Consider the following 19,927-nt stretch of genomic DNA (forward strand, 5'->3'; position numbering starts at 1 on the left):
TTCTGCCAAGCATGGCGCTATCTCCACAGGGTTCAGAACAGGTGATAACGCTGCGCCAGCGGCAGCTCGCTGGCCGGCTCGCAGGTCAGCAGCTCGCCGTCACAACGCACCTCATAGGTCTGGGGATCGACCTTCAGGTCGGGGCAGGCGTCGTTGAGCTTCATGTCAGCCTTGCGCACGCCGCGCACGTGGCGACAGGCGGAAAGCTCGCTGGCCAGCCCCAGCCTTTCCTTGATCCCGGCGTCCAGGGCCGCCTGACTGACGAACGACAGGCGCGTGCGGCTCGCTGCCCGCCCCAGCGCACCGAACATCGGTCGGTAATGCACCGGCTGAGGCGTGGGAATGGACCCATTGGGGTCGCCCATGGGGGCCAGAGCGATCATGCCTCCCTTGAGAACCAGCGCTGGCTTGACGCCGAAGAAGGCAGGGTCCCACAGCACCAGGTCGGCCAGCTTGCCGACCTCTACCGAGCCCACCTCGTGGGCAATGCCATGCGTCAATGCCGGATTGATGGTGGTCTTGGCGATATAGCGGCGAGCGCGAAAGTTGTCGGCACCGCGCTTGGCATCCTCTGACAGCAGGCCACGCTGAACCTTCATCTTGTGCGCGGTCTGCCAGGTCCGGCAGATCACCTCGCCGACCCGTCCCATGGCCTGGGCATCCGAGGCGATCATGGAAATCACGCCCATATCCTGAAGGATATCCTCGGCGGCGATGGTCTCGCGCCGGATGCGCGAGTCGGCGAAGGCCACGTCCTCGGGGATCGACGGATCCAAGTGATGGCACACCATCAGCATGTCCAAGTGCTCGTCGATGGTGTTCACCGTGTAGGGCCGGGTCGGGTTGGTGGAAGACGGCAGGACATGGTCGAGGGCGCAGGCGGTGAGGATATCCGGTGCGTGCCCGCCCCCAGCGCCTTCGGTGTGGTAGGTGTGGATACCGCGCCCCCGGAAGGCGGCGAGTGTATCCTCGACGAAGCCCGATTCGTTCAGGGTATCGGTATGGATGGCGATCTGGACGTCGAAGCGCTCGGCCACGCTCAGGCAGTTGTCGATGGATGCCGGTGTGGTGCCCCAGTCCTCGTGCAGCTTGAGCCCCATGGCGCCCGCCTCGATCTGGGCGTCGAGCGACTCGGGCAGACTGGCATTGCCCTTGCCGAGCAGGCCGATGTTCATCGGTAACTCATCCACGGCCTGGAGCATCCGGCCGATGTGCCAGGCGCCTGGGGTGCAGGTCGTGGCATTGGAGCCAGTAGCCGGTCCCGTGCCACCTCCCAGCATGGTGGTCACACCGCTGGACAGCGCCTCCTCCACTTGCTGTGGGCAGATGAAGTGCACGTGTGAATCGATGTGACCGGCGGTGAGGATCTTGCCCTCGCCGGCGATGATCTCGGTACCGGGACCAATGACGATCTGCACATCGGGTTGGGTATCGGGATTGCCGGCCTTGCCGATGGCGGCGATGCGTCCGCCCTTGAGTCCCACATCGGCCTTGACGATGCCCCACCAATCGAGGATCAGCGCATTGGTGATCACGGTATCCATCACCGCATCGTCATGGCGCTGGCTCTGGCCCATGCCATCGCGAATCACCTTGCCACCGCCGAACTTCACCTCGTCTCCATAGTGGGTGGCATCGCTTTCCACCTCGATCCACAGCTCGGTATCACCGAGTCGTACCCGATCCCCCGTCGTCGGTCCGTACATATCGGCATAGGCTTGCCGGCTTATCTTCATGATGACGCTCCCTTGCCGTCGGTCCCGGCAGTCGCGGGCGTGCTGGAAAGCGGCCCCATCACCTCACCGCGGAAGCCGAAGACATGCCGGCTCCCCGCATAGGGAATCAGCGTGACGTCGCGGCTCTGCCCGGGCTCGAAGCGAATCGCCGTACCGGCGGCCACGTCCAGGCGATAGCCTCGTGCCCGATCACGCTCGAACACCAGGGCCGGATTGACCTCGGCAAAGTGATAATGGGAGCCGACCTGGATAGGCCGATCGCCGGTATTGGCAACCTCGATGGTGATCCGCGGTCGTCCTTCACAAAGCGCAATCTCGCCATCCTGGAGCTGGTATTCACCGGGAATCATAGAGCTCGTCCCTCTTCGATGTGTGGCTGTCATCAACGGCTGAAACGGAACGCACGAAGCCAACGCCGCATGGCCGAGTGCCGCCAGGCTCAGACGATGGGATCGTGGATGGTGACCAGCTTGGTCCCGTCCGGAAAGGTGGCCTCCACCTGCACCTGATCGATCATCTCGGCTACCCCTTCCATGACATCGTCGCGTCCGAGGACCTCTCGTCCTTCACTCATCAGCTCGGCCACGCTGCGGCCGTCACGGGCTCCTTCCATGATCCAGCAGCTGATCAATGCCATGGCCTCGGGGTAATTCAACCGGAGGCCGCGATCACGCCGCCGCTCCGCCAGCAGTCCCGCCGTGAACAGCAGCAGCTTGTCCTTGTCGCGAGGGGTCAGTTCCATAGCAGTAGCTCCCGAACCATGTCGTTGATCTTCTGTGTCCTAGATGTTGCAACCAAGCTGGAAGAGCGGCGCTCCGCGCCTGGAAGCGGGAAGCAGGAAGAAACCCCATTGCCTGGATACCGGAGACTTCCAGCTTCTGACTTCAAGCTTCCAGCTCCCATCATGTCTTCCAGATCCGTGGCACCTGCGCCTCGCGCCCCGCCAGTCGTGGCCGCAACACCGTCCAGGCCGCTTCGCACAACGACCAGGCCTCGTTGCGCGCATCGCCCAGATAACGCAACAGCAGAACCTCGTTGCGGGCCGTGACGGCCCAGCGTCGCGAACTCGGCAATGCATCACGCAAGGCCGCGATGGCGTCTTGTGGGTCGTCGAGCCCCACTGCCCAGAGCGAGGCCTGGACCGTGGCGCCACCCTGCCCCCAATGACCAAGAAAGCGCGGATGATCAGGGTCCAGGGGTTGTCGCTCCCGCCATAGCGGACGCCCCTCCCGTGTCATGTGAAAGCGTTGTTCCAGGTATCCGGTCGCAAACGGCAAATGACTCGCCGGCCGTCCCAAGGCCAGCACCTCCCAGCCCAGACAACGGGCCTGGCTGCCGAGCTCGATGGTCGTCGTCTGCCTGCCCCGCGAGCCATCGAAGGCAATGGTCTCCTGGGGCAGCCACTCCAGCAGGGCGTTGTCCGCCACCCGCAATCGAGCGTTCTGCTCCCAGGCCACGGCGTGGCTGTCCGTTCGGTAGAGCTTGTTGGCGGCCGGCGTGGTCAACAGCGCCTGGGCACCGGCTGCCACCTCGACCTCGATGTTCAGCGCATCGCCACTGACCACCCCGCCGGGCGGATGCAACAGATAGACATGGCAAGTCCCCGTACGCCCTTCCGGATAAAAGGATCGCTGGACGCGCAATGGGCCCCGATGATGCGCCCGCACCAGGCGGGTACGGCCATCCGCATGAGCATCGAAGCCCAGTTCCAGCGAGGCCGCCCAACGGCGATGACCATCGAAACGGTGACCGGACTCGGTGGTCGACGGAATGGCGCGCGGAATGGCCGTCATTGACGAGGGTCCTTATGCATCCGGTGGCAATCATTGCCTCATACTGAGCAAGCCGCGTACCAATCTGGTGAAGTGACGAAAAAACCATTTTCAATCATTGAGTTACCTTGTACACAGAAAGGTATCCAGCTACCGGCATGCACCACAGCAACCGGTGAACAGCCCGCTTTGCGCACCATACGAGTGCGCAATAGCCCCAATTGCACCGACACAGAGCATAACGCCCGCTGCGGTCGACACCGTGGCGGGCGCTCGTGGCGCCAGAACCTAGACAGTCAAATGCTCCTTGATCAGCGCATCGGAGAGCTCGCCGATGTCGCCTCCGGCCACCGACCGACCGCGGTCCAGGATGGCAAAACGATCGGCGTACCGGCGCGCAAAAGGCAGTTTCTGCTCCACCAGCAGCACGGTCAGGCCGTCCTCGGCGATCAGCCGGCGGATCACCTCGCCGATCTGGGTGACGATATTGGGCTGGATGCCCTCTCCCGGCTCGTCGAGGATCAACAGACGCGGCTCCAGCACCAGGGCGCGCCCGATGGCCAGTTGCTGCTGCTGGCCGCCGGAGAGGTCGCCACCGCGGCGATGACGCATTTCGGCCAGCACCGGGAAAAGCTCATGAATGCGCTCGGGAATCGACTTGCGACCGTCGCCACGCGCGGCCAGGCCGGTACGCAGATTTTCCTCGACCGTGAGCAGCGGAAATATCTGTCGGCCCTGGGGCACATAGCCGATGCCCAGTCGCGAGCGCTCCTCCACGCGCTTGCGGGTCAATTCCACGTCGTCGGCATAGCGGATACTGCCGGAGGCCGTGGCCACCTCGCCCATGACCGCCTTCATCAGCGTGGTCTTGCCAACCCCGTTGCGTCCCATCACGCAGGTGCACTGCCCCGCCGGCACCTCAAGGTCGAGATCCCAGAGCGTGTGGCTCTCGCCGTAGAACTGGTTGAGCGTGTCGATGCTCAGCATCAGTCGACCTCCTCCTCGGTTCCCAGGTACACCTCGACCACCTTGGGATCGCTGGCGACCCGGTCCATGCTGCCCTCGGCCAGCACGCTACCCTGGTGCAGTACCGTCACGGTGCGCGCGATGGAACGCACGAAGCCCATGTCATGTTCGACGACCACCACCGACTGCCTGCCCTTGCCGGCCAGGCCGGTGAGCAGCTCGGCGGTGCGCTCCATCTCCTGCTCGGTCATGCCGGCCACCGGCTCGTCCACCAGCAGCAGGCGCGGCCGTTGCATCAGCAGCATGCCGATCTCCAGCCACTGCTTCTGGCCGTGGGACAGGATGCCCGACGGCGCATGACGCAACTCGATGAGGCCAATGGTCGCCAGCACCTCCTCGATGCGGTCGCGCACCTCGCCGGTCAAACGCGCGGTCAGCGTGGGCAGAATGCGCTTGTCGGCGGCCATGGCCAGCTCCAGGTTCTCGAAGACCGTCAATGCCTCGAACACCGTGGGTTTCTGGAACTTGCGGCCGATACCGAGGCTGGCGATCTCCGGTTCGTTCATGGTCAGCAGGTCGTGACGGCTGCCGAACCACGCCGAGCCGGTATCGGGTCGGGTCTTGCCGGTGATGATGTCCATCATGGTGGTCTTGCCGGCCCCGTTGGGACCGATGATGCAACGCAGCTCGCCGTCGTCGATGGTCAGGTTGAGGGCATCGATGGCCTTGAAGCCGTCGAAGCTGACACTGACGTCTTCCAGATAAAGGATGGGACCGTGGCGCACGTCCACCGGCGACGCCGCCGGCGCCAGGAAGTCGAAGACGCGATCGCGATCGGCCAGGGATTGCAGGAAACTCATGTGGCAGCCTCCCCTGCGGTCGGTTGTGATGTTGCGGCGCGACGCCGGAGACGCAGGCACAGCAAACCGGCGATGCCCTTGGGCAGGAAGACGGTGACCAGCACGAACATGCCACCCAGGGCGAACAGCCAGGCATCGGGCATCACCCCGGTGAATACCGTCTTGGCATAGTTGACCAGCAGCGCGCCGATCACCGCCCCGTAGAGGGTGGCGCGGCCGCCGAGCGCTACCCACAGCACCACTTCGATGGAGAAGATCGGCGAGAACTCGCTGGGATTGATGATGCCCACCTGGGGCACGTAGAGAGCGCCGGCCAGCCCGGCAAGCATCGCCGAGACCACGAAGACGAACAGTTGGAAACGCTCGACCCGATAGCCCAGAAAGCGGGCTCGCGCCTCGGCGTCGCGGCAGGCCACGCTGACCCGGCCCAGCTTGCTGGCGACGATCGCCCGGCACAGCACATAGCCCAGTGCCAGAGCGATGCCGGTGGCGAGGAACAGTCCCAGCCGGGTGGCGTCGCTTCTCAGGTCGAAGCCCAGCAGCTCGCGGAAATCGGTGAGGCCGTTGTTGCCACCGAAGCCCATCTCGTTGCGGAAGAAGGCCAGCATCAGGGCGAAGGTCATGGCCTGGGTGATGATCGACAGATACACCCCGGTGACACGCGAGCGAAATGCCAGAAAACCGAACACCAGCGCCAAAAGGCCCGGCGCCAGCAACACCATCAAGAAGGCGAACCACGGCATGTCGAAGCCTAGCCAGTACCAGGGCAGGCTGTCCCAGTCCAGGAACACCATGAAATCCGGCAGCACAGGGTCTCCGTAGGTACCCCGATCACCGATCTGTCGCATCAGGTACATGCCCATGGCATAGCCGCCCAGGGCGAAGAAGGCGCCATGGCCGAGGCTGAGAATGCCCAGATAGCCCCACACCAGATCGACGGCCACCGCCAGCAGTGCATAGCTGAGGTACTTGCCGAGCAGCGTCACCGCATAGGTGGAGACATGCAGAGGATGGCCCACCGGCACGGCCAGGTTGAGCAATGTCACCAACGCCAGGGCGGCCAGCAGGATGCCCAGGAACAGCCGGGTGGCGCGCTCACGAAAAGGTCTCGTCAACCACATGGCGAATCAGCCCTCCGCTGCCCGGCCCTTCTGCGGAAAGAGTCCGCGGGGGCGCTTCTGGATGAACAGGATGATGAACACGAGCACCACGATCTTGGCCAGCACCGCACCAGCCCAGGGCTCGAGGACCTGGTTGATGACGCCCAGCGACAGGCCGGCCACCAGGGTTCCCCAGAGATTCCCCACACCGCCGAACACCACCACCATGAAGGAGTCGATGATGTAGTTCTGGCCAAGGTTGGGGCCAACGTTGGTGAGCTGCGAGAGCGCCACCCCGGCCAGTCCCGCCACCCCGGAGCCCAGGGCGAAGGTCAGGATGTCCACTCGAGTGGCGCGGATGCCCATGGCGCGTGCCATGCTGCGGTTCTGGGTCACCGCCCGCACCTCCAGGCCCAGGCGGGTACGTCGCATCACCAGCATCAGGACGGCGAACACCACCAGAGCGAAGCCCAGCACATAGAGGCGATTGAGAGTCAGCGAAAGACCCTCGTTGAGCATCAGCGAGCCGCTCATCCACTCCGGCGTGACCACGGTACGGTTCTGCGGCGAGATCACCGTGCGCACCAGTTGTTGCAGGATCAGGCTGACACCAAAGGTGGCCAGCAGGGTCTCCAGCGGTCGTCCCTTGAGGAACTGGATGACACCTCGCTCGATGACCACTCCCGCCAGTGCCGCCACCAGAAAGCCAGCGGGAATCGACAGCAACAGCGCCAAGCCGGGCTGGCCGGGCAACAGTTGCTGCATGGCCCAGGTGGTGTAGGCACCGAGCATTATCAGCTCGCCATGGGCCATGTTGATCACCCCCATGACACCGAAGGTGATCGCCAGGCCGATGGCCGCCAGCACCAGAACCGAGCCCAGAGAGAGGCCAAAGTAGAGCGTCTCCAGGCCCCGGTTGAGCGCCATCTTCTGCTCGATATCGGCCATGGCCGAGGTCGCGGCAGCGGCAAGCTCGGCATCCTCGCTGCGGCTGGCGGCATTCAGCGCCGAGCGTACCTGGGCATTGAGGCTGCCGCTCAAGGTCTCCACCGCTTCGACCTCGCCCGCTTCCAGGCGCTGAATGGACAGGGCCTGCTCGAGCAGGCGACGCACCTCGGCGTCCTCTTCACCGTCGATGACCGCCCGGATTGGCTCGACCAGGCCGGCATCGACAGCGCCAAGCAGCGCTCTGGCCGCCTCGCGACGCTCGGCGACCTCATCGGCATGCAGGTCGAGCACCGCCAACGCGCCCTGCAACTGGCCGCGCAGGGCATTGTTGATGCCGATGCGGTCAAGATCGCGGCGCGACATCTCGCCGGCGTCCTCGAAGCTCAGCGCATCGACCACCGGCCAGTTGCGGCCGCGATTCTCGACGACCACGACGAAACGGCCGGTGTTCTTGTGGCGCTGCAGCTGGCCGCCGAGCAGCGCCTCGAGCCAGCGGCGACTGCGCGCGTCGCCGCTTTCGATGATGGCCTCGATCGCCTCGCCCTTCTCGGCGTAGGAGGCGGTAGCGAGGGGATCCAGCAAAGCCTGGCCGGGATCGTCCTGCGCCTGAACAGCCAGCGGCAGGCCGCACAGCAGGCACAGGCACAGCAGGCCTGACAGGAAGCGTGGGAGCATCCTCATGGGCGTGTCCTGTATGAAGCAGGGAGATGACATGATCCATCGGACCGGCGTTCGCCAAGGCAATCGCTGTTGCCCGCAGCAAGGGGCGCCAGGGACAAGCCGAAGAGGAGGTCCGACGTCATGGATGACGTCGGTAGCGCCCAGGGATGGGTTCACAGCGCCTCCTCGCAGGCTTGTCGACGGAACAGCCCCGAGCTACCGCGTTCTTCGATAGTCCAGGGTGTAGCCGGCCCTGTGGCAGTGACGAGGCTGATTACTCCTGGGATGCCTCTTCCTCGGCCTGGCTGCCGCCGCAGCTACCGCGCACCACGTTGTAGTTGCCGCATTCCATGGGCTTGCGCCAGTCGCTGATCAGGTCCCTGGAGCCATCCAGATAGTCGGACCAGGCGTCGCCGGCCACGGTGGAAGGCGTCTTCCAGACGACGGAGAACTGGCCATTGTCCTGGATCTCGCCGATCAGCACCGGCTTGGTGATGTGGTGGTTGGGCATCATCGTCGCGTAGCCGCCCGAGAGGTTGGGCACCGAGACACCGACGATGGCCTCCTTGACCGCGTCCACCTCGGTGGTGCCTGCCTTGCGCACCGCCTCGGTCCACATGTTGAAGCCAATGTAGTGCGCTTCCATGGGATCGTTGGTCACCGCCATCTCGTCGCCGGTGTGCTCTATCCAGGCGTCGATGAAGTCGTAGTTGGCCTCGGTATCGACGCTCATGAAGTAGTTCCAGGCGGCCAGATGGCCGACCAGCGGGCCGGTGTCGATGCCGGTGAGCTCCTGCTCGCCCACCGAGAAGGCGACGACCGGGATGTCGGCGGCATCAATGCCCTGATTGCCAAGCTCGCGGTAGAATGGCACGTTGGCATCGCCGTTGATGGTGGAAACCACCGCGGTCTTTCTGCCCTCACTGCCGAAGGCCTTGATCTCGGAGACGATGTTCTGCCAGTCCGAGTGTCCGAAGGGCGTGTAGTTGACCATGATGTCCTCGTCGGATACGCCGAATTCGTTCTTCAGATAGGCCTCGAGGATCTTGTTGGTGGTACGCGGATAGACGTAGTCGGTGCCGGCCAGCACCCAGCGCTCGACGCCGACCTGATCATGCAGGTAATTGACAGCAGGAATCGCCTGCTGGTTGGGCGCCGCCCCCGTGTAGAAAACGTTCTCGGAAGATTCCTCGCCCTCGTACTGCACCGGATAGAAGAGCAGGCCGTTGAGCTCCTCGACTACCGGTAGCACCGACTTGCGCGACACCGACGTCCAATTGCCGAAGATGACGTCAACCTTCTCCTGAGCGAGCAGTTCGCGGGCCTTCTCGGCAAACAGCGGCCAGTCGGAGGCGGGATCGACCACTACCGCTTCCAGTTCACGGCCCAGCAGGCCACCTTCCGCATTCTGCTGCTCGATCAGCATCTCCACGGTGTCCTTGAGCACCGTTTCGCTGATCGCCATGGTGCCGGACAGGGAATGCAGGATGCCCACCTTGATGGGATCTTCCTCCGCCAGGGCAGGTGTGGCGACGGCCAGGTTCAATAATGGAGCGGCCAGCCAGTGAGGTCGCATGGCGGGACGACGTGAGGTCATGGTGATCTCCTTGCGATCCGGATCATTGTTATCGGAAGTCAGTGATCGACAGTCAGGGCATGCGCCGAGCGCACCCTGCCCGCAATCCTTTGCAAGGGTCGCGCCAGAATCACCTTTCATGTGATTATTGCTTTGATGTCAGGCCAATAGCGCGTCTCGCCACCTATCGCATCTTCTCGATGTGCTGCCTTGGTGCAGTCAACGAGCGGCCATTGCCTCGAATCAGTGCCCACATCGTCCGCTCTGCACCGCTACCGTGCGACCCATAACAAGACGGGGGGCACTGGCCATGCCAGTGCCCCCCGTCAGGGAATCGCCGGTACTGAAAGGTTCAGTCGCCTTCGGGACCTCCCGTCCCGGTAGCGACCTTCATCCGCCGACGCAGGATGGGCCCGACGATATAGGGCAGGATCAACCCCAGGCCGGCAAACACCCACAGGCCAATGGCCAGACCACTGTTCCAGAGCACGGTCCAGTCACCGTCGGAGATGTCCATGGCATGCCGCAGGTTCTTCTCCATCTCCGGCCCCAGCAACAAGCCAAGGATGACCGGCACCAGCGGGATCTCCAGCTTGCGCAGCACATAACCGGCAACGCCGAAGGCCACCATGAAGTAGAGGTCGAAGGTGGTATTGCTGATCGAGTAGATGCCGACAAAGGCGATCATGGTCACGATCGGCAACAGATACATCGGCGGTACCGACAGCAGCTTGACGAAAATCCCCACCAGCGGAATGTTGAGCACCAGCAGCAGGAAGTTGCCAATCAGCAACGCGGCGATGACGCCCCAGACGATGTCGGCGTTCTGGGTGAACATCAGCGGTCCGGGGGTGATGTTCAGCGAGATCAGCAGCGCCAGCAGCACGGCGGTGGTGCCGCTGCCCGGTACACCGAGGGTTAGCATGGGCACCAGGGCACCGCTGGAGGCACCGTTGTTACCCGCCTCGGGGCCTGCGACGCCACGCGGGTCACCCTCGCCGAAATACCCCTTCTTGCCGACGACTTTCTTTTCCAGCGTATAGCCGATGAAACTGCCCAGCGAGGCGCCCGCCCCCGGCAGCACGCCGGCGATGAAGCCCAGGATGCCACCCCGGATGCTCGACGGCATGATCTCGCGAATGTCCTTCCAGGAAAGCGTCAGCTTGTTGACGGCCATCTTCTCCTTGCCGCCACCGGCCTTGTCCTCGATGAAGAACAACAACTCGGAGATGGCGAACAGCCCGACGATGGCGATGATGAAATCCACCCCTTCGTAGAGTTCCAGCACGCCGAAGGTGTAACGCTGCACCCCGGTGGTATCGATGCCCACGGTGGCAATCATCAGGCCGATGCAGGCCGCCACCACCGTCTTCATCGGGTTCTTGCCGGTAATGCCGCCCAGGGTCGCGAAGGCCAGCAGGAAGAGCGCGAAGTACTCGGCCGGGCCGAAGGTCAGGGCGAAATCGGCCAGCAAGGGAGCCAGCAGAATCAGGCCGATGGTGGCAATCAGGCTGCCCATGAAGGAGGCCACGGCAGAAATCGCCAGGGCTTCGGCGGCCTTGCCCTTCTTGGCCATCGGGTAGCCATCCAGGCAGGTCATCATTGCCGGTTCGTCACCGGGTATATTGAGCAGGATCGACGAGATGCGCCCACCATACATGGCACCCGCGTAGACCGCGGTGAGCATGATCATCGCGGTCTCAGGCTGCAGCCCCAGCGTGAAGGCCAGCGGAATCAGAATCGCCACGCCGTTGGCCGGCCCGAGGCCCGGCAGAGCGCCGATCAGGGTGCCGAGAAAGGCCCCCAGCAAGGCGAACATCAGGTTGTGCGGTGCCAGCGCGACCGCAAAACCGTCCATCAGATAACCCAGAGTTTCCATCAGCCAACCTCCAGGAACGACAGCAGACCCAGCGGCAGCGCAAGGCCAAGGGCATAGTTGAATACCAGGAACACCACCACGCCGGCCACGGCGCCGGTCACATAGGCCTTGGGCAGGGTCGCACCCATCCGCCAGCACAGCGTGCCGACTGCCAAGGTAGTGCTGATGATGAAGCCCAATGGCTGCAGCAGGGCCGTGTAGAGCAACAGCACCACCACGGCAATGACCAGCTCGACGCCGGTACGGCTCCAGGGCCAGGCGTTGTCCGGGTCGGGCCGCACGATCAGGTAAAGGCTCGACACCGTCAGCACTGCCGCCAGCAGATAGGGAAAGGTCTCGGGACCGACAGCCTCGCTGCCGCCAAACGGTTCGGGAAACTGGGTCGCGCCCCAGCCGTACGCGACGGCCAGGACGATCATCAGAATACCGAAGATACGGTCATTGAAGGTCATCACTTGATCAACCCGATGTCCTTGGAGAGTGTCTCAATGTCATCGATCTGGTTCTTGACGAACGTCTCGAATTCACCGGCGCTCATGTGGAACGGCATCAGGCCGTTCTGCTTCATGACGCTTTTCCACTCCTCGCTCTGGTAGATGGTGTCCATGGCATCGGTCCAGTACTCCTTGGCGTCGTCGGAGATATCGGCCGGCATGTAGAAGCCACGCCAGTTGGGACCGACGGCATCGATGCCCTGCTCCTTGGCGGTGGGGATGTCGCTGAACTCACCGGGCAGGCGTTCCTCGGAGAGCACCGCCAGCACCCGCAGGTCGCCCGACTCCATGAACCCCTGAGCCTCGGTGATGTCACCGGTGAAGGCATCGACGTGGCCGCCGACCACCTGGGTCATGGCCTCGCCGCCATTGTTGTAGGAGAGATAGGGAACTCGCGGCAGGTTCTCCACACCGGCGGCCTGAGCGGCAATCAGCACCTTGAGATGATCCCAGCCTCCCTTGGCGCTACCACCGGCGAACTTGACGCTGCGCGGGTCCTCCTTGAGCGCATCCATCAGTTCCGGCAGGTCGTCGTACTCGGAATCGTCGGACACGGCGATGATGCCGTAATCGGCCCCCAGAGCACCGATCCAGTTGACCATGTCGGCGTTCATGCCCGGGAATTGCCCTTGGGCCAGGCGCGTTGTCGTCGCCGTGGAAGCGGCCACCAGCAACTGGTCATCGCCGGCGCGCTTGCTGACGGTGTGCGCATAGGCCACGCCACCGCCGGCACCGGCCATGTTGATGGTCTGCACACTGGCCGGCACCAAGTCCAGATCTTCCATGACCTTGCCGACACTGCGGCAGGTGAAGTCCCAGCCGCCACCCGGGTCGGCGGGCGCCAGGCATTCCATCTTGCCCTCCGGCTCGAAGGCCATGGCAGAACTCGCGCCGGCCGTTAAGGCGACGACGGCGACAAAAGTGAGCGGCGTCTTGATGGACATTGTTGTTGTCCCCTGAGGTCAATGAAATGGAGATCGCTTGAAGGACGCTGACGGCTAGCTTACAATTCTGTAAGGCAGAACAACGTTCCTTAGGATAGAAAGCTAGGCGTGACGCTCCGGCGGGTCAACGTCCTCCGAGGCAAATTGCGACCAAAGTTTAACCCCGTGAGACATAGAGGCATGGCATGGCACAGGATCGCGTTGAAGCCGTCGAACGCGCCTTGACGGTACTCGAGGCCTTCGACTCACCCCAGGAGCACTTCACCCTCGCCGACCTGGCCCAGGCCACCGGTTTCTACAAGAGCACTCTGCTGCGCCTGCTCGGTTCGCTGGAACGCCACGATTATGTCCAGCGTGGCGCCGACGGACGCTGGCGCCTGGGCAGCAGCCCGTCGCGCCTGGCACGTCGGCATGCTCCTTCGCGCCAACTGGCCACGTGCATTCAGCCCCTGCTCGATCGACTGACGGCCGAAACCGGCGAAACCGCCGCCCTGCTGGAGGTCCAGCCAGGCATCGCCGAATGCCGGCTGGTCGCTCTGCCCGCTGCCGATCTGCGCCATGACCTCAGACCAGGACAACGCTGGGAAATCGCCACCCCCGAAGATCCCCGCCCATCGCTGCCGGGCGGCACCATGGAATGTCATCTGCTGGAAGGCGATCCGCATGCCCCCTCGCTGTGGCTGACGCTTTCCGGGCCGGCGAGCCGACTCAGCCCGCAACGAGCGCGCCATGCGCTCGACAGCGCCGTGGCGCGGCTCCACAAGAGCAAGGAGGCGACACCATGACGGTACTGCTGGTGGAAGACGATCGCCTGCTGGCCGAAACCCTGGTGGATACCCTGCAACTCGAGGGGCATCAGGTTCGCCACCTGGCCGACGGCAGCGAAGCACGCAACCACCTGGACACACCGGATCATGGCCATGCCCTGATTCTGCTGGATCTCAATCTGCCCGGCTGCAGCGGTCTGGATGTGCTGGAAGTCCTGCGTCGACACGACCCCGACACCCCCGTACTGATCCTCACCGCACGTGGCGCCGTGGAGGATCGGGTACGCGGCCTGGATCTCGGTGCCGACGATTACCTCGCCAAGCCCTTCGCGCTGGACGAACTCGAGGCCAGGATTCGCGCCCTGCTGCGCCGCCGCGAACGTCACCAGGTGCTCCAGGTGGGCCCGCTGAGCTTCGATGGCCTGGCACAACGCTTCAGCCTCTCCGACACACCCCTTGCCTTACCACCACGTGAACAGCGCCTGCTGGCCTGCCTGATGCGTCATGCCGGCGAGCCAGTGGACAAGGCACGGCTGGCCGAGGAAGCCTTCCAGGGCGAGCCCATGGGCGACAATGCCATCGAGGTCTATGTCCACCGCCTGCGCAAGCGGCTGCACAATGACGGCATCGCTCTGCGCACGGTACGCGGCATCGGCTACCTGCTGGAGGCAACGTGATCACCCGGGATAGCCTCTATCGCCGGCTGCTGACGTGGCTGCTGCTGCCACTGCTGGCACTGGGCGGACTGATGCTGTTCCAGGCCTGGCTCGATGCCCGTCAGACGGCCGATCGCGCCTTCGATCGACTGCTCGAGGCCTCGACCCTGGCGATCGCCGAGCAGGTCCAGTGGCAGGATGAACGCTTGTGGCTCGACCTGCCGCCCGTCGCACTCGAGATGCTGGCGACCGACGCCGAGGAGCGAGTCTTCTACGCCATCTATGACGACCGGGGGCGCTTCGTTACCGGCAACGCCGAATTGCCGGGCATGGCCGATGCCGCTACCGGCGCCGATGACGAGCTCCACTATCGTGACATCCAATGGCGCGGCATGGCCCTGCGCGAAGGTATTCGTCGCACGCGCCTCGAGGACTGGCGCCAGCGTGAACGCTTCGAGGTGCGGGTCGCACATACCCAGGAAGGACGCGAGCGCCTGGCCCACCAACTACTGCGCGGCAATCTGGCCTACATTCTCGGCATGGCCCTGCTGGCCGCCGCTATCCTGGTGATCGCCATCCGTACCGCCCTCGCTCCGCTCACCCGCTTGCGCCGCGCCATCCGCGCCAGGGATCCGCGCACTCTGGCCCCCCTGGAACTGCCCCTGCCCCGGGAACTGGCCGAACTGCGCGAGACGATCAATGAATTGCTGGCACGCATGCGCCGCGTACGCGCCAATCAGGAGCGCTTCATCGGCGATGCCTCGCATCAGTTGCGCACGCCCCTGGCCGGCCTCTCGGCCCGCGCAGAGCTGGCACTGCGCCAGGACGATCCGGCCCAGTGGCATCAAGCCCTGGTCGCCATGCAGGAGACCAGCGCCCGCACCTCCCGGCTGGCCATTCAACTCCTGTCGCTGACCCGGCTCGACAACCCCGAATATCGCCCCGAACTCGCGCCTGTCGCCCTCGATGAGCTGGCCCGACGAACCGTCAAGCAGCACTGGAGCGCCTGTCATCGCGACGGCGTCGATCTCGGCGTGGAAGCGCCAACGGCGACGGTCCAGGTACAAGGGCTGGACTGGCAACTCGAGGAGGCCTTGGGCAACCTGATCGACAACGGTCGACGCTATGGCGCCCGCCGCATCACCGTCAGGGTCACCGATGCCCCACCAGTGCTCGAGGTCGAGGACGATGGCCCCGGCATCCCCGCAACCAAGCGACTGCTCATGCTGCGCCCCTTCCATCGCGGCAGTGACGACCCGGATGGCTCCGGGCTGGGGCTGGCCATCGTCGACGGCATCGCCCGGACCCATGGTGCACGTCTGTCCCTTGAAGACGGCCACGACGCCCAGGGGCTGAGGGTCATTCTGAGGTTTCCCGGAGATCCCCGATGAAGCATCTCGTTGCGCTGTTCGTCCTGCTGTTTCCACTCAACGTCATCGCCGAGGTGGTGCATTACCCGGCCGACACCGAGCGGCCGGCACAGCTGGTCGTGCACGGAGCCCTGGACGTGTCACATATCCGGCCATTGCTGGAGGACTTCCATCGCCGCCATCCGCACATCGATCTGACCTATCGCAACCTGGATACCCTGCCCCTGTACCGACGCTTCCTGGCATCACCCGACAAGGCCGATATCCTCATCTCCTCGGCCATGCCCTGGCAGTACCGGCTCGCCAACGATGGTCATGCCCGGCCGCTGGACACGCCCGGCGCGCAGGATTGGCCTGCTTGGGCACGTTGGCGTCACGAGCTATTCGCCTTCACCTTCGAGCCCATCGTCATGGTGGTGCGCCGCGAGCTGGTGGAACGCTACGGTCGGCCGGACAGCCACACCGAGCTGCTGGCGACCCTGCGCGATCACCGCGACGAGCTGAGCGGTCGCGTCGTGACCTACGACCCGCAGCGCAGCGGTGCCGGCTACACCTACGCGATCGAGGAATCACGACTCTCGCCACGCTATTGGGATTTGGTCACGGCACTGGGCGATGTCGACACCTCACTGGTCGACACCACCGGCGAGATGCTGGAGGGCCTTTCCGAGGGGCGCTACTGGATCGGCTACAACCTGCTCGGCAGTTACGCTCGCCGTGTCGTCAATGCCGACCCCGACCTCGAGATGGTCGTCCCGGACGACTATACCCTGGTGATCCAGCGCCTGGCCTTCATGGCAGATCAGGCGCCGCACCCAAGCAGCGCGGCGCATTTTCTCGACTATCTGATCAGCGAGGCCGGGCAAGGCGTGATCGCCGAGCAGACCTCCCTCGGAGCCGTGCATCCGGCATTGAGCGGTCCTGGCACGGCCGATGCCTGGCGTGCCGAGCACGGCAACGCCTTGCGCCCGCTCACGCTGAGTCCCGGACTGCTGGCGACCCTCGACGATCTCAAACGCCAGGCGCTGCTGACACGCTGGCGTCGCGAATTCGGCCGTGAGGATGCCTCACGCTGAGAGGTCGTTTCGAAGGAAGAAGGAAGAAGGAAGAAGAAGCAGGCTTCGCCGGATCACCCGACAGCGTCAAGCACTGTCGAGGACCTCGGCGAGCCCAGGTACCTTTCCGACAAATACAAGGCTCAGCGCACGTAGCTGAGCTCCACCGGCGCCACACCGCGCCCCAGCATGCCCAGTTCCCGGGCGGCACTCTTGGAAAGATCAATGACGCGCCCATCGACATAGGGCCCCCGGTCATTGATCATGACCTCGACCTGGCGACCATTGTCGCGGCGAGTCACCAGCACCTTGGTGCCGAACGGCAAGGACTTGTGGGCCGCCGTCAACGCCCGCTGATCGAACGGCACACCGCTGGCGGTGGTGCGCCCCTGAAAACGGTCGCTGTAATAGGATGCCACCCCTTTCTGGATCGGTGTCATTCCTGATTCGCTGGCCACGCCATCACTCGCGCAACCGCTCAACAGAAAAAGCGCCACGGCAAGCACGCCATGTCGCAGGAAATGGCGCTTAGCGCCACTCGTCTTGTTGGAAAACCCCATGCGTCACCTCACGACAGCTTGTACACCCATACCAGCCTCCTCACGGTAATCAGGTGCCTCGAGACGTGTCAGACGGCGTCGGGTGCTTTCCCTGCAACCAGCCAGCGGCCCCGGCTCGTGCGTTATCGAACCAATCCAGCGCGCCGTGCAACGTCACCACATCGCCGACGATGATCAGTGTCGGCGGTCGAATCTTATCCGCATCGTCCGCCGAAGGCAAATCGGCCAGGGTTCCCACGTGGACCCTCTGGCGTCGCGTGGTTCCCTGCTCGATCAGCGCCAGTGGGGTATCGGGCGCCAGACCATGGGCCTGCAGGCGCTCTCCGATGATCTCGAGACTCCCGAGCCCCATGTAGAACACCAGGGTCTGCCCCGGTCGAGCCAGCGTCGGCCAATCCAGTTCGCACCCTCCATCGCGCAGATGGCCGGTGATGAAACGCACCGACTGCGCATGGTCGCGGTGGGTCAGGGGAATGCCGGCATAGGCAGCACACCCCGAGGCGGCGGTGATGCCGGGCACGACCTCGACCATGATACCCGCGCCGACCAGGGCTTCGAGCTCTTCGCCTCCCCGGCCGAAGATGAAGGGGTCCCCGCCCTTGAGCCGCACGACCCGCTGACCGGCACGCGCCCAGTCTACCAACGCCTGGTTGATGCCCTCCTGAGGCACGCTGTGCCTGGAACGCTCCTTGCCGACGTAAAGTCGTCGGGCATCCGGATTGGCCAGCGCCAGAATCTCCTCGCTCACCAGGCGATCATGCAGGATCACCTCCGCCGACTGCAGGCGACGCCAGGCCTTGATGGTCAACAGTTCCGGATCTCCCGGCCCGGCGCCCACCAGACTGACTCGCCCCGGCATCGATACGGAAGACGACGGCGGCAAGGCATCGCTCGACGAGGTTCGGGAGGCGGCACTCATATTCCAATATTCCTGACCGGATAAATTTTATATGCAATAAAGTAATAAAATTGTCGAAAAATTACCACTAACGACTCAGCGCAAGCATATAACCAACCAAGGGGGTGAAATGACATCGCCCCCGCGAAGCGGGGGCGATGTTCAAGGATCGGCTGCTATGGCCGTCAGGGGCAGAAGGCGCGCTTCAATCCCGGACGGGTCAGTTCGCCAATCAGGGTGATGATCGCCAGCACCAGCGCCAGCCAAGGCCACTGGGCGGCGAAATCGATATCGAGCCAACCCAGGGCATCGACGAAGATCAGCAGGATACCGAGCGGACTCACGTAACGCACCATGAACAACCAAAGACCATGGATCAGCGGCGACAGGCCGAGCTCCTCGCGAAGCGTCTCGCTCTTGAGCACGAAGCCGGCGAGCAGTGCCATGCCCAGTCCACCCAAGGGCATCATCAGACGCGAGGTCAGGAAGTCCAGCCAGTCGAAGAAGTGCTTGCCGAGCAGGGTCCACTCGGCGCCGACATTGAACGACAGCATCGCCAGCGTGCTGATCACCCAGAGGACAATGCCGGTCCCCCAGGAGGCCGCACGACGGCTGAGTCCCTTGTTATCGGTCAACCAGGACACCGTGGCCTCGACCATGGAGATCGACGAGGTCAGCGCCGCCATGGACAACATCACGAAGAACAGGATGCCGAACAGGGTGCCCAGAGGCATGGCCTGGAACGCCAGGGGCAGGCTCATGAAGATCAGCCCTGGGCCACTGCCCGGTTCCATGCCGTTGGCAAAGATCACCGGGAAGATCGCCAGGCCCGCCATCAACGCCACCAGCGTATCGGCCACCGCTACGGTCAGGGTGGTACGACCGATGGAGGCCTCGCGCGGCAGGTAGCTGCCGTAGGTGAGGATGGCGCCCGAAGCCAGCGAGAGGGTGAAGAAAGCGTGCCCCATGGCTGCCAGCATGCCCTCGCTCGAAAGGCTCGAGGCATTGAAGGCGAACAGGAAGCGCAACGCGTCGCCGAAGCCGCCCGAGAAGGCGCCATAGCCGATCATGATGAGCAGCATGATGACCATGCCGGGCATCATCCAGCTGACACTTTTCTCGATACCGGACTGCACCCCCTTGCCGACGATCACCATGGTGGCCACCGCCACTACCGTGCTCCAGGCACCGAGGCTCCAGGGATTGGCATTGTTGGCGGAAAAGATGGCGGCCATGTCGTCGACACTGGAGCCCGCCAGGCCGCCGCTGAGCATCTTCCATAAATAGGCGAATGACCATCCTGCCACGACCACGTAGAAGCACAGGATCATGAAACCGCACAGCATGGCCATCCAGCCAAGCAACGACCAGGCCGATGAACGGCCCGATTCGCTGGCCATCCGGCGAATGGCGTCGATGGGGCTACCACGACCGCGTCGCCCGAGGGCGATCTCGGTCATCATCACCGGAACCCCGACCGACAGGATGCAGACTAGGTAAACGAGCACGAAGGCCGCTCCTCCGTACTCACCGGTCATGTAAGGGAATTTCCATACGTTGCCCAGGCCGACCGCAGAGCCGGTAGCCGCCAGGACGAAGCCCCAGCGGCCGAGCCACTGGATACGGGGTCGTTCAGTCTTTGTCATGTTACACCAGGAATCACGGAACTCTTGTTTTACCCGTCAC

Annotated in this window: 19 protein-coding genes; 4 read left to right on the forward strand and 15 right to left on the reverse strand. The window is 63.9% G+C overall.

Going from position 1 to position 19,927, the window contains the following annotated elements:
* Positions 1–32: 32 nt before the first annotated feature.
* The 12 genes from ureC to A9O65_RS04945 form a co-directional block, all read right to left on the reverse strand.
* Entirely contained in the window at positions 33–1,736 is a 1,704-nt protein-coding gene (gene ureC, locus A9O65_RS04890) for an urease subunit alpha (RefSeq protein ID WP_064701515.1), read from the reverse strand.
* Positions 1,733–2,086 carry an urease subunit beta gene (locus tag A9O65_RS04895; protein WP_064700361.1) on the reverse strand — a complete coding sequence of 118 codons (354 nt, stop codon included), beginning with the start codon at positions 2,084–2,086 and terminating at the stop codon, positions 1,733–1,735. The genes ureC and A9O65_RS04895 overlap by 4 nt, the downstream gene beginning before the upstream one ends.
* An 89-nt stretch (positions 2,087–2,175) precedes the next feature.
* Positions 2,176–2,478 carry an urease subunit gamma gene (locus A9O65_RS04900; RefSeq protein WP_064700362.1) on the reverse strand — a complete coding sequence of 101 codons (303 nt, stop codon included), beginning with the start codon at positions 2,476–2,478 and terminating at the stop codon, positions 2,176–2,178.
* A gap of 160 nt (positions 2,479–2,638) precedes the next feature.
* On the reverse strand, positions 2,639–3,529 hold the full coding sequence (locus A9O65_RS04905; protein WP_064700363.1) for an urease accessory protein UreD: 891 nt from the start codon (positions 3,527–3,529) through the stop codon (positions 2,639–2,641).
* Positions 3,530–3,796: 267 nt separating this feature from the next.
* A complete protein-coding gene (gene urtE, locus A9O65_RS04910; RefSeq protein WP_064700364.1) occupies positions 3,797–4,495 on the reverse strand; it encodes an urea ABC transporter ATP-binding subunit UrtE in 699 nt (232 codons plus the stop codon).
* Positions 4,495–5,334 carry an urea ABC transporter ATP-binding protein UrtD gene (gene urtD, locus A9O65_RS04915; protein WP_064701516.1) on the reverse strand — a complete coding sequence of 280 codons (840 nt, stop codon included), beginning with the start codon at positions 5,332–5,334 and terminating at the stop codon, positions 4,495–4,497. The genes urtE and urtD overlap by 1 nt, the downstream gene beginning before the upstream one ends.
* Positions 5,331–6,455, reverse strand: a complete 1,125-nt coding sequence (gene urtC, locus A9O65_RS04920; RefSeq protein WP_064701517.1) for an urea ABC transporter permease subunit UrtC — start codon at positions 6,453–6,455, stop codon at positions 5,331–5,333. The genes urtD and urtC overlap by 4 nt, the downstream gene beginning before the upstream one ends.
* Before the next feature lie 6 nt (positions 6,456–6,461).
* Positions 6,462–8,063: an urea ABC transporter permease subunit UrtB gene (urtB, locus tag A9O65_RS04925; protein WP_064701518.1), complete on the reverse strand. Its 1,602-nt coding sequence runs from the start codon at positions 8,061–8,063 to the stop codon at positions 6,462–6,464.
* A 253-nt stretch (positions 8,064–8,316) separates the two neighbouring features.
* Positions 8,317–9,639, reverse strand: coding sequence for an urea ABC transporter substrate-binding protein (gene urtA, locus A9O65_RS04930; RefSeq protein ID WP_064701519.1), 1,323 nt, complete (start codon positions 9,637–9,639; stop codon positions 8,317–8,319).
* A gap of 331 nt (positions 9,640–9,970) precedes the next feature.
* Entirely contained in the window at positions 9,971–11,497 is a 1,527-nt protein-coding gene (locus tag A9O65_RS04935; protein ID WP_064700369.1) for a tripartite tricarboxylate transporter permease, read from the reverse strand.
* The gene (locus tag A9O65_RS04940) at positions 11,497–11,949 is read right to left on the reverse strand and encodes a tripartite tricarboxylate transporter TctB family protein (RefSeq protein ID WP_064700370.1); all 453 of its coding nucleotides are present in this window, start codon (positions 11,947–11,949) and stop codon (positions 11,497–11,499) included. Before A9O65_RS04940 ends, A9O65_RS04935 begins: the two co-directional genes overlap by 1 nt.
* Positions 11,949–12,935, reverse strand: coding sequence for a Bug family tripartite tricarboxylate transporter substrate binding protein (locus tag A9O65_RS04945; protein ID WP_064700371.1), 987 nt, complete (start codon positions 12,933–12,935; stop codon positions 11,949–11,951). Before A9O65_RS04945 ends, A9O65_RS04940 begins: the two co-directional genes overlap by 1 nt.
* A gap of 185 nt (positions 12,936–13,120) precedes the next feature.
* Here A9O65_RS04945 and A9O65_RS04950 point away from each other — a divergent pair, with 185 nt between their 5' ends.
* Genes A9O65_RS04950 through A9O65_RS04965 form a run of 4 tightly spaced genes read left to right on the forward strand, consistent with a single transcriptional unit; the run spans position 13,121 to position 16,804 of the window.
* A complete protein-coding gene (locus A9O65_RS04950) occupies positions 13,121–13,720 on the forward strand; it encodes a helix-turn-helix domain-containing protein (RefSeq protein ID WP_064700372.1) in 600 nt (199 codons plus the stop codon).
* Complete coding sequence (locus A9O65_RS04955) at positions 13,717–14,379, forward strand: response regulator transcription factor (RefSeq protein ID WP_064700373.1); 663 nt, start codon at positions 13,717–13,719, stop codon at positions 14,377–14,379. Before A9O65_RS04950 ends, A9O65_RS04955 begins: the two co-directional genes overlap by 4 nt.
* Positions 14,376–15,749 carry a sensor histidine kinase gene (locus A9O65_RS04960; protein WP_064701520.1) on the forward strand — a complete coding sequence of 458 codons (1,374 nt, stop codon included), beginning with the start codon at positions 14,376–14,378 and terminating at the stop codon, positions 15,747–15,749. The genes A9O65_RS04955 and A9O65_RS04960 overlap by 4 nt, the downstream gene beginning before the upstream one ends.
* Entirely contained in the window at positions 15,746–16,804 is a 1,059-nt protein-coding gene (locus A9O65_RS04965) for an ABC transporter substrate-binding protein (RefSeq protein WP_064701521.1), read from the forward strand. The genes A9O65_RS04960 and A9O65_RS04965 overlap by 4 nt, the downstream gene beginning before the upstream one ends.
* Before the next feature lie 122 nt (positions 16,805–16,926).
* On the opposite strand, the gene A9O65_RS04970 is transcribed toward A9O65_RS04965, so the two are convergent.
* The 3 genes from A9O65_RS04970 to A9O65_RS04980 all read right to left on the reverse strand — a co-directional run bounded on the left by A9O65_RS04970 (position 16,927) and on the right by A9O65_RS04980 (position 19,887).
* Entirely contained in the window at positions 16,927–17,343 is a 417-nt protein-coding gene (locus tag A9O65_RS04970; RefSeq protein WP_064701522.1) for a septal ring lytic transglycosylase RlpA family protein, read from the reverse strand.
* Positions 17,344–17,392: 49 nt separating this feature from the next.
* Positions 17,393–18,202 (reverse strand): uroporphyrinogen-III C-methyltransferase, encoded by an 810-nt coding sequence (cobA, locus tag A9O65_RS04975; RefSeq protein WP_064701569.1) that lies wholly within the window; start codon positions 18,200–18,202, stop codon positions 17,393–17,395.
* A gap of 224 nt (positions 18,203–18,426) precedes the next feature.
* The gene (locus tag A9O65_RS04980; protein ID WP_064700377.1) at positions 18,427–19,887 is read right to left on the reverse strand and encodes a sodium-dependent transporter; all 1,461 of its coding nucleotides are present in this window, start codon (positions 19,885–19,887) and stop codon (positions 18,427–18,429) included.
* Positions 19,888–19,927 lie beyond the last annotated feature (40 nt).

This window comes from Halomonas caseinilytica (assembly GCF_001662305.1).
Taxonomy (GTDB): domain Bacteria; phylum Pseudomonadota; class Gammaproteobacteria; order Pseudomonadales; family Halomonadaceae; genus Halomonas; species Halomonas caseinilytica.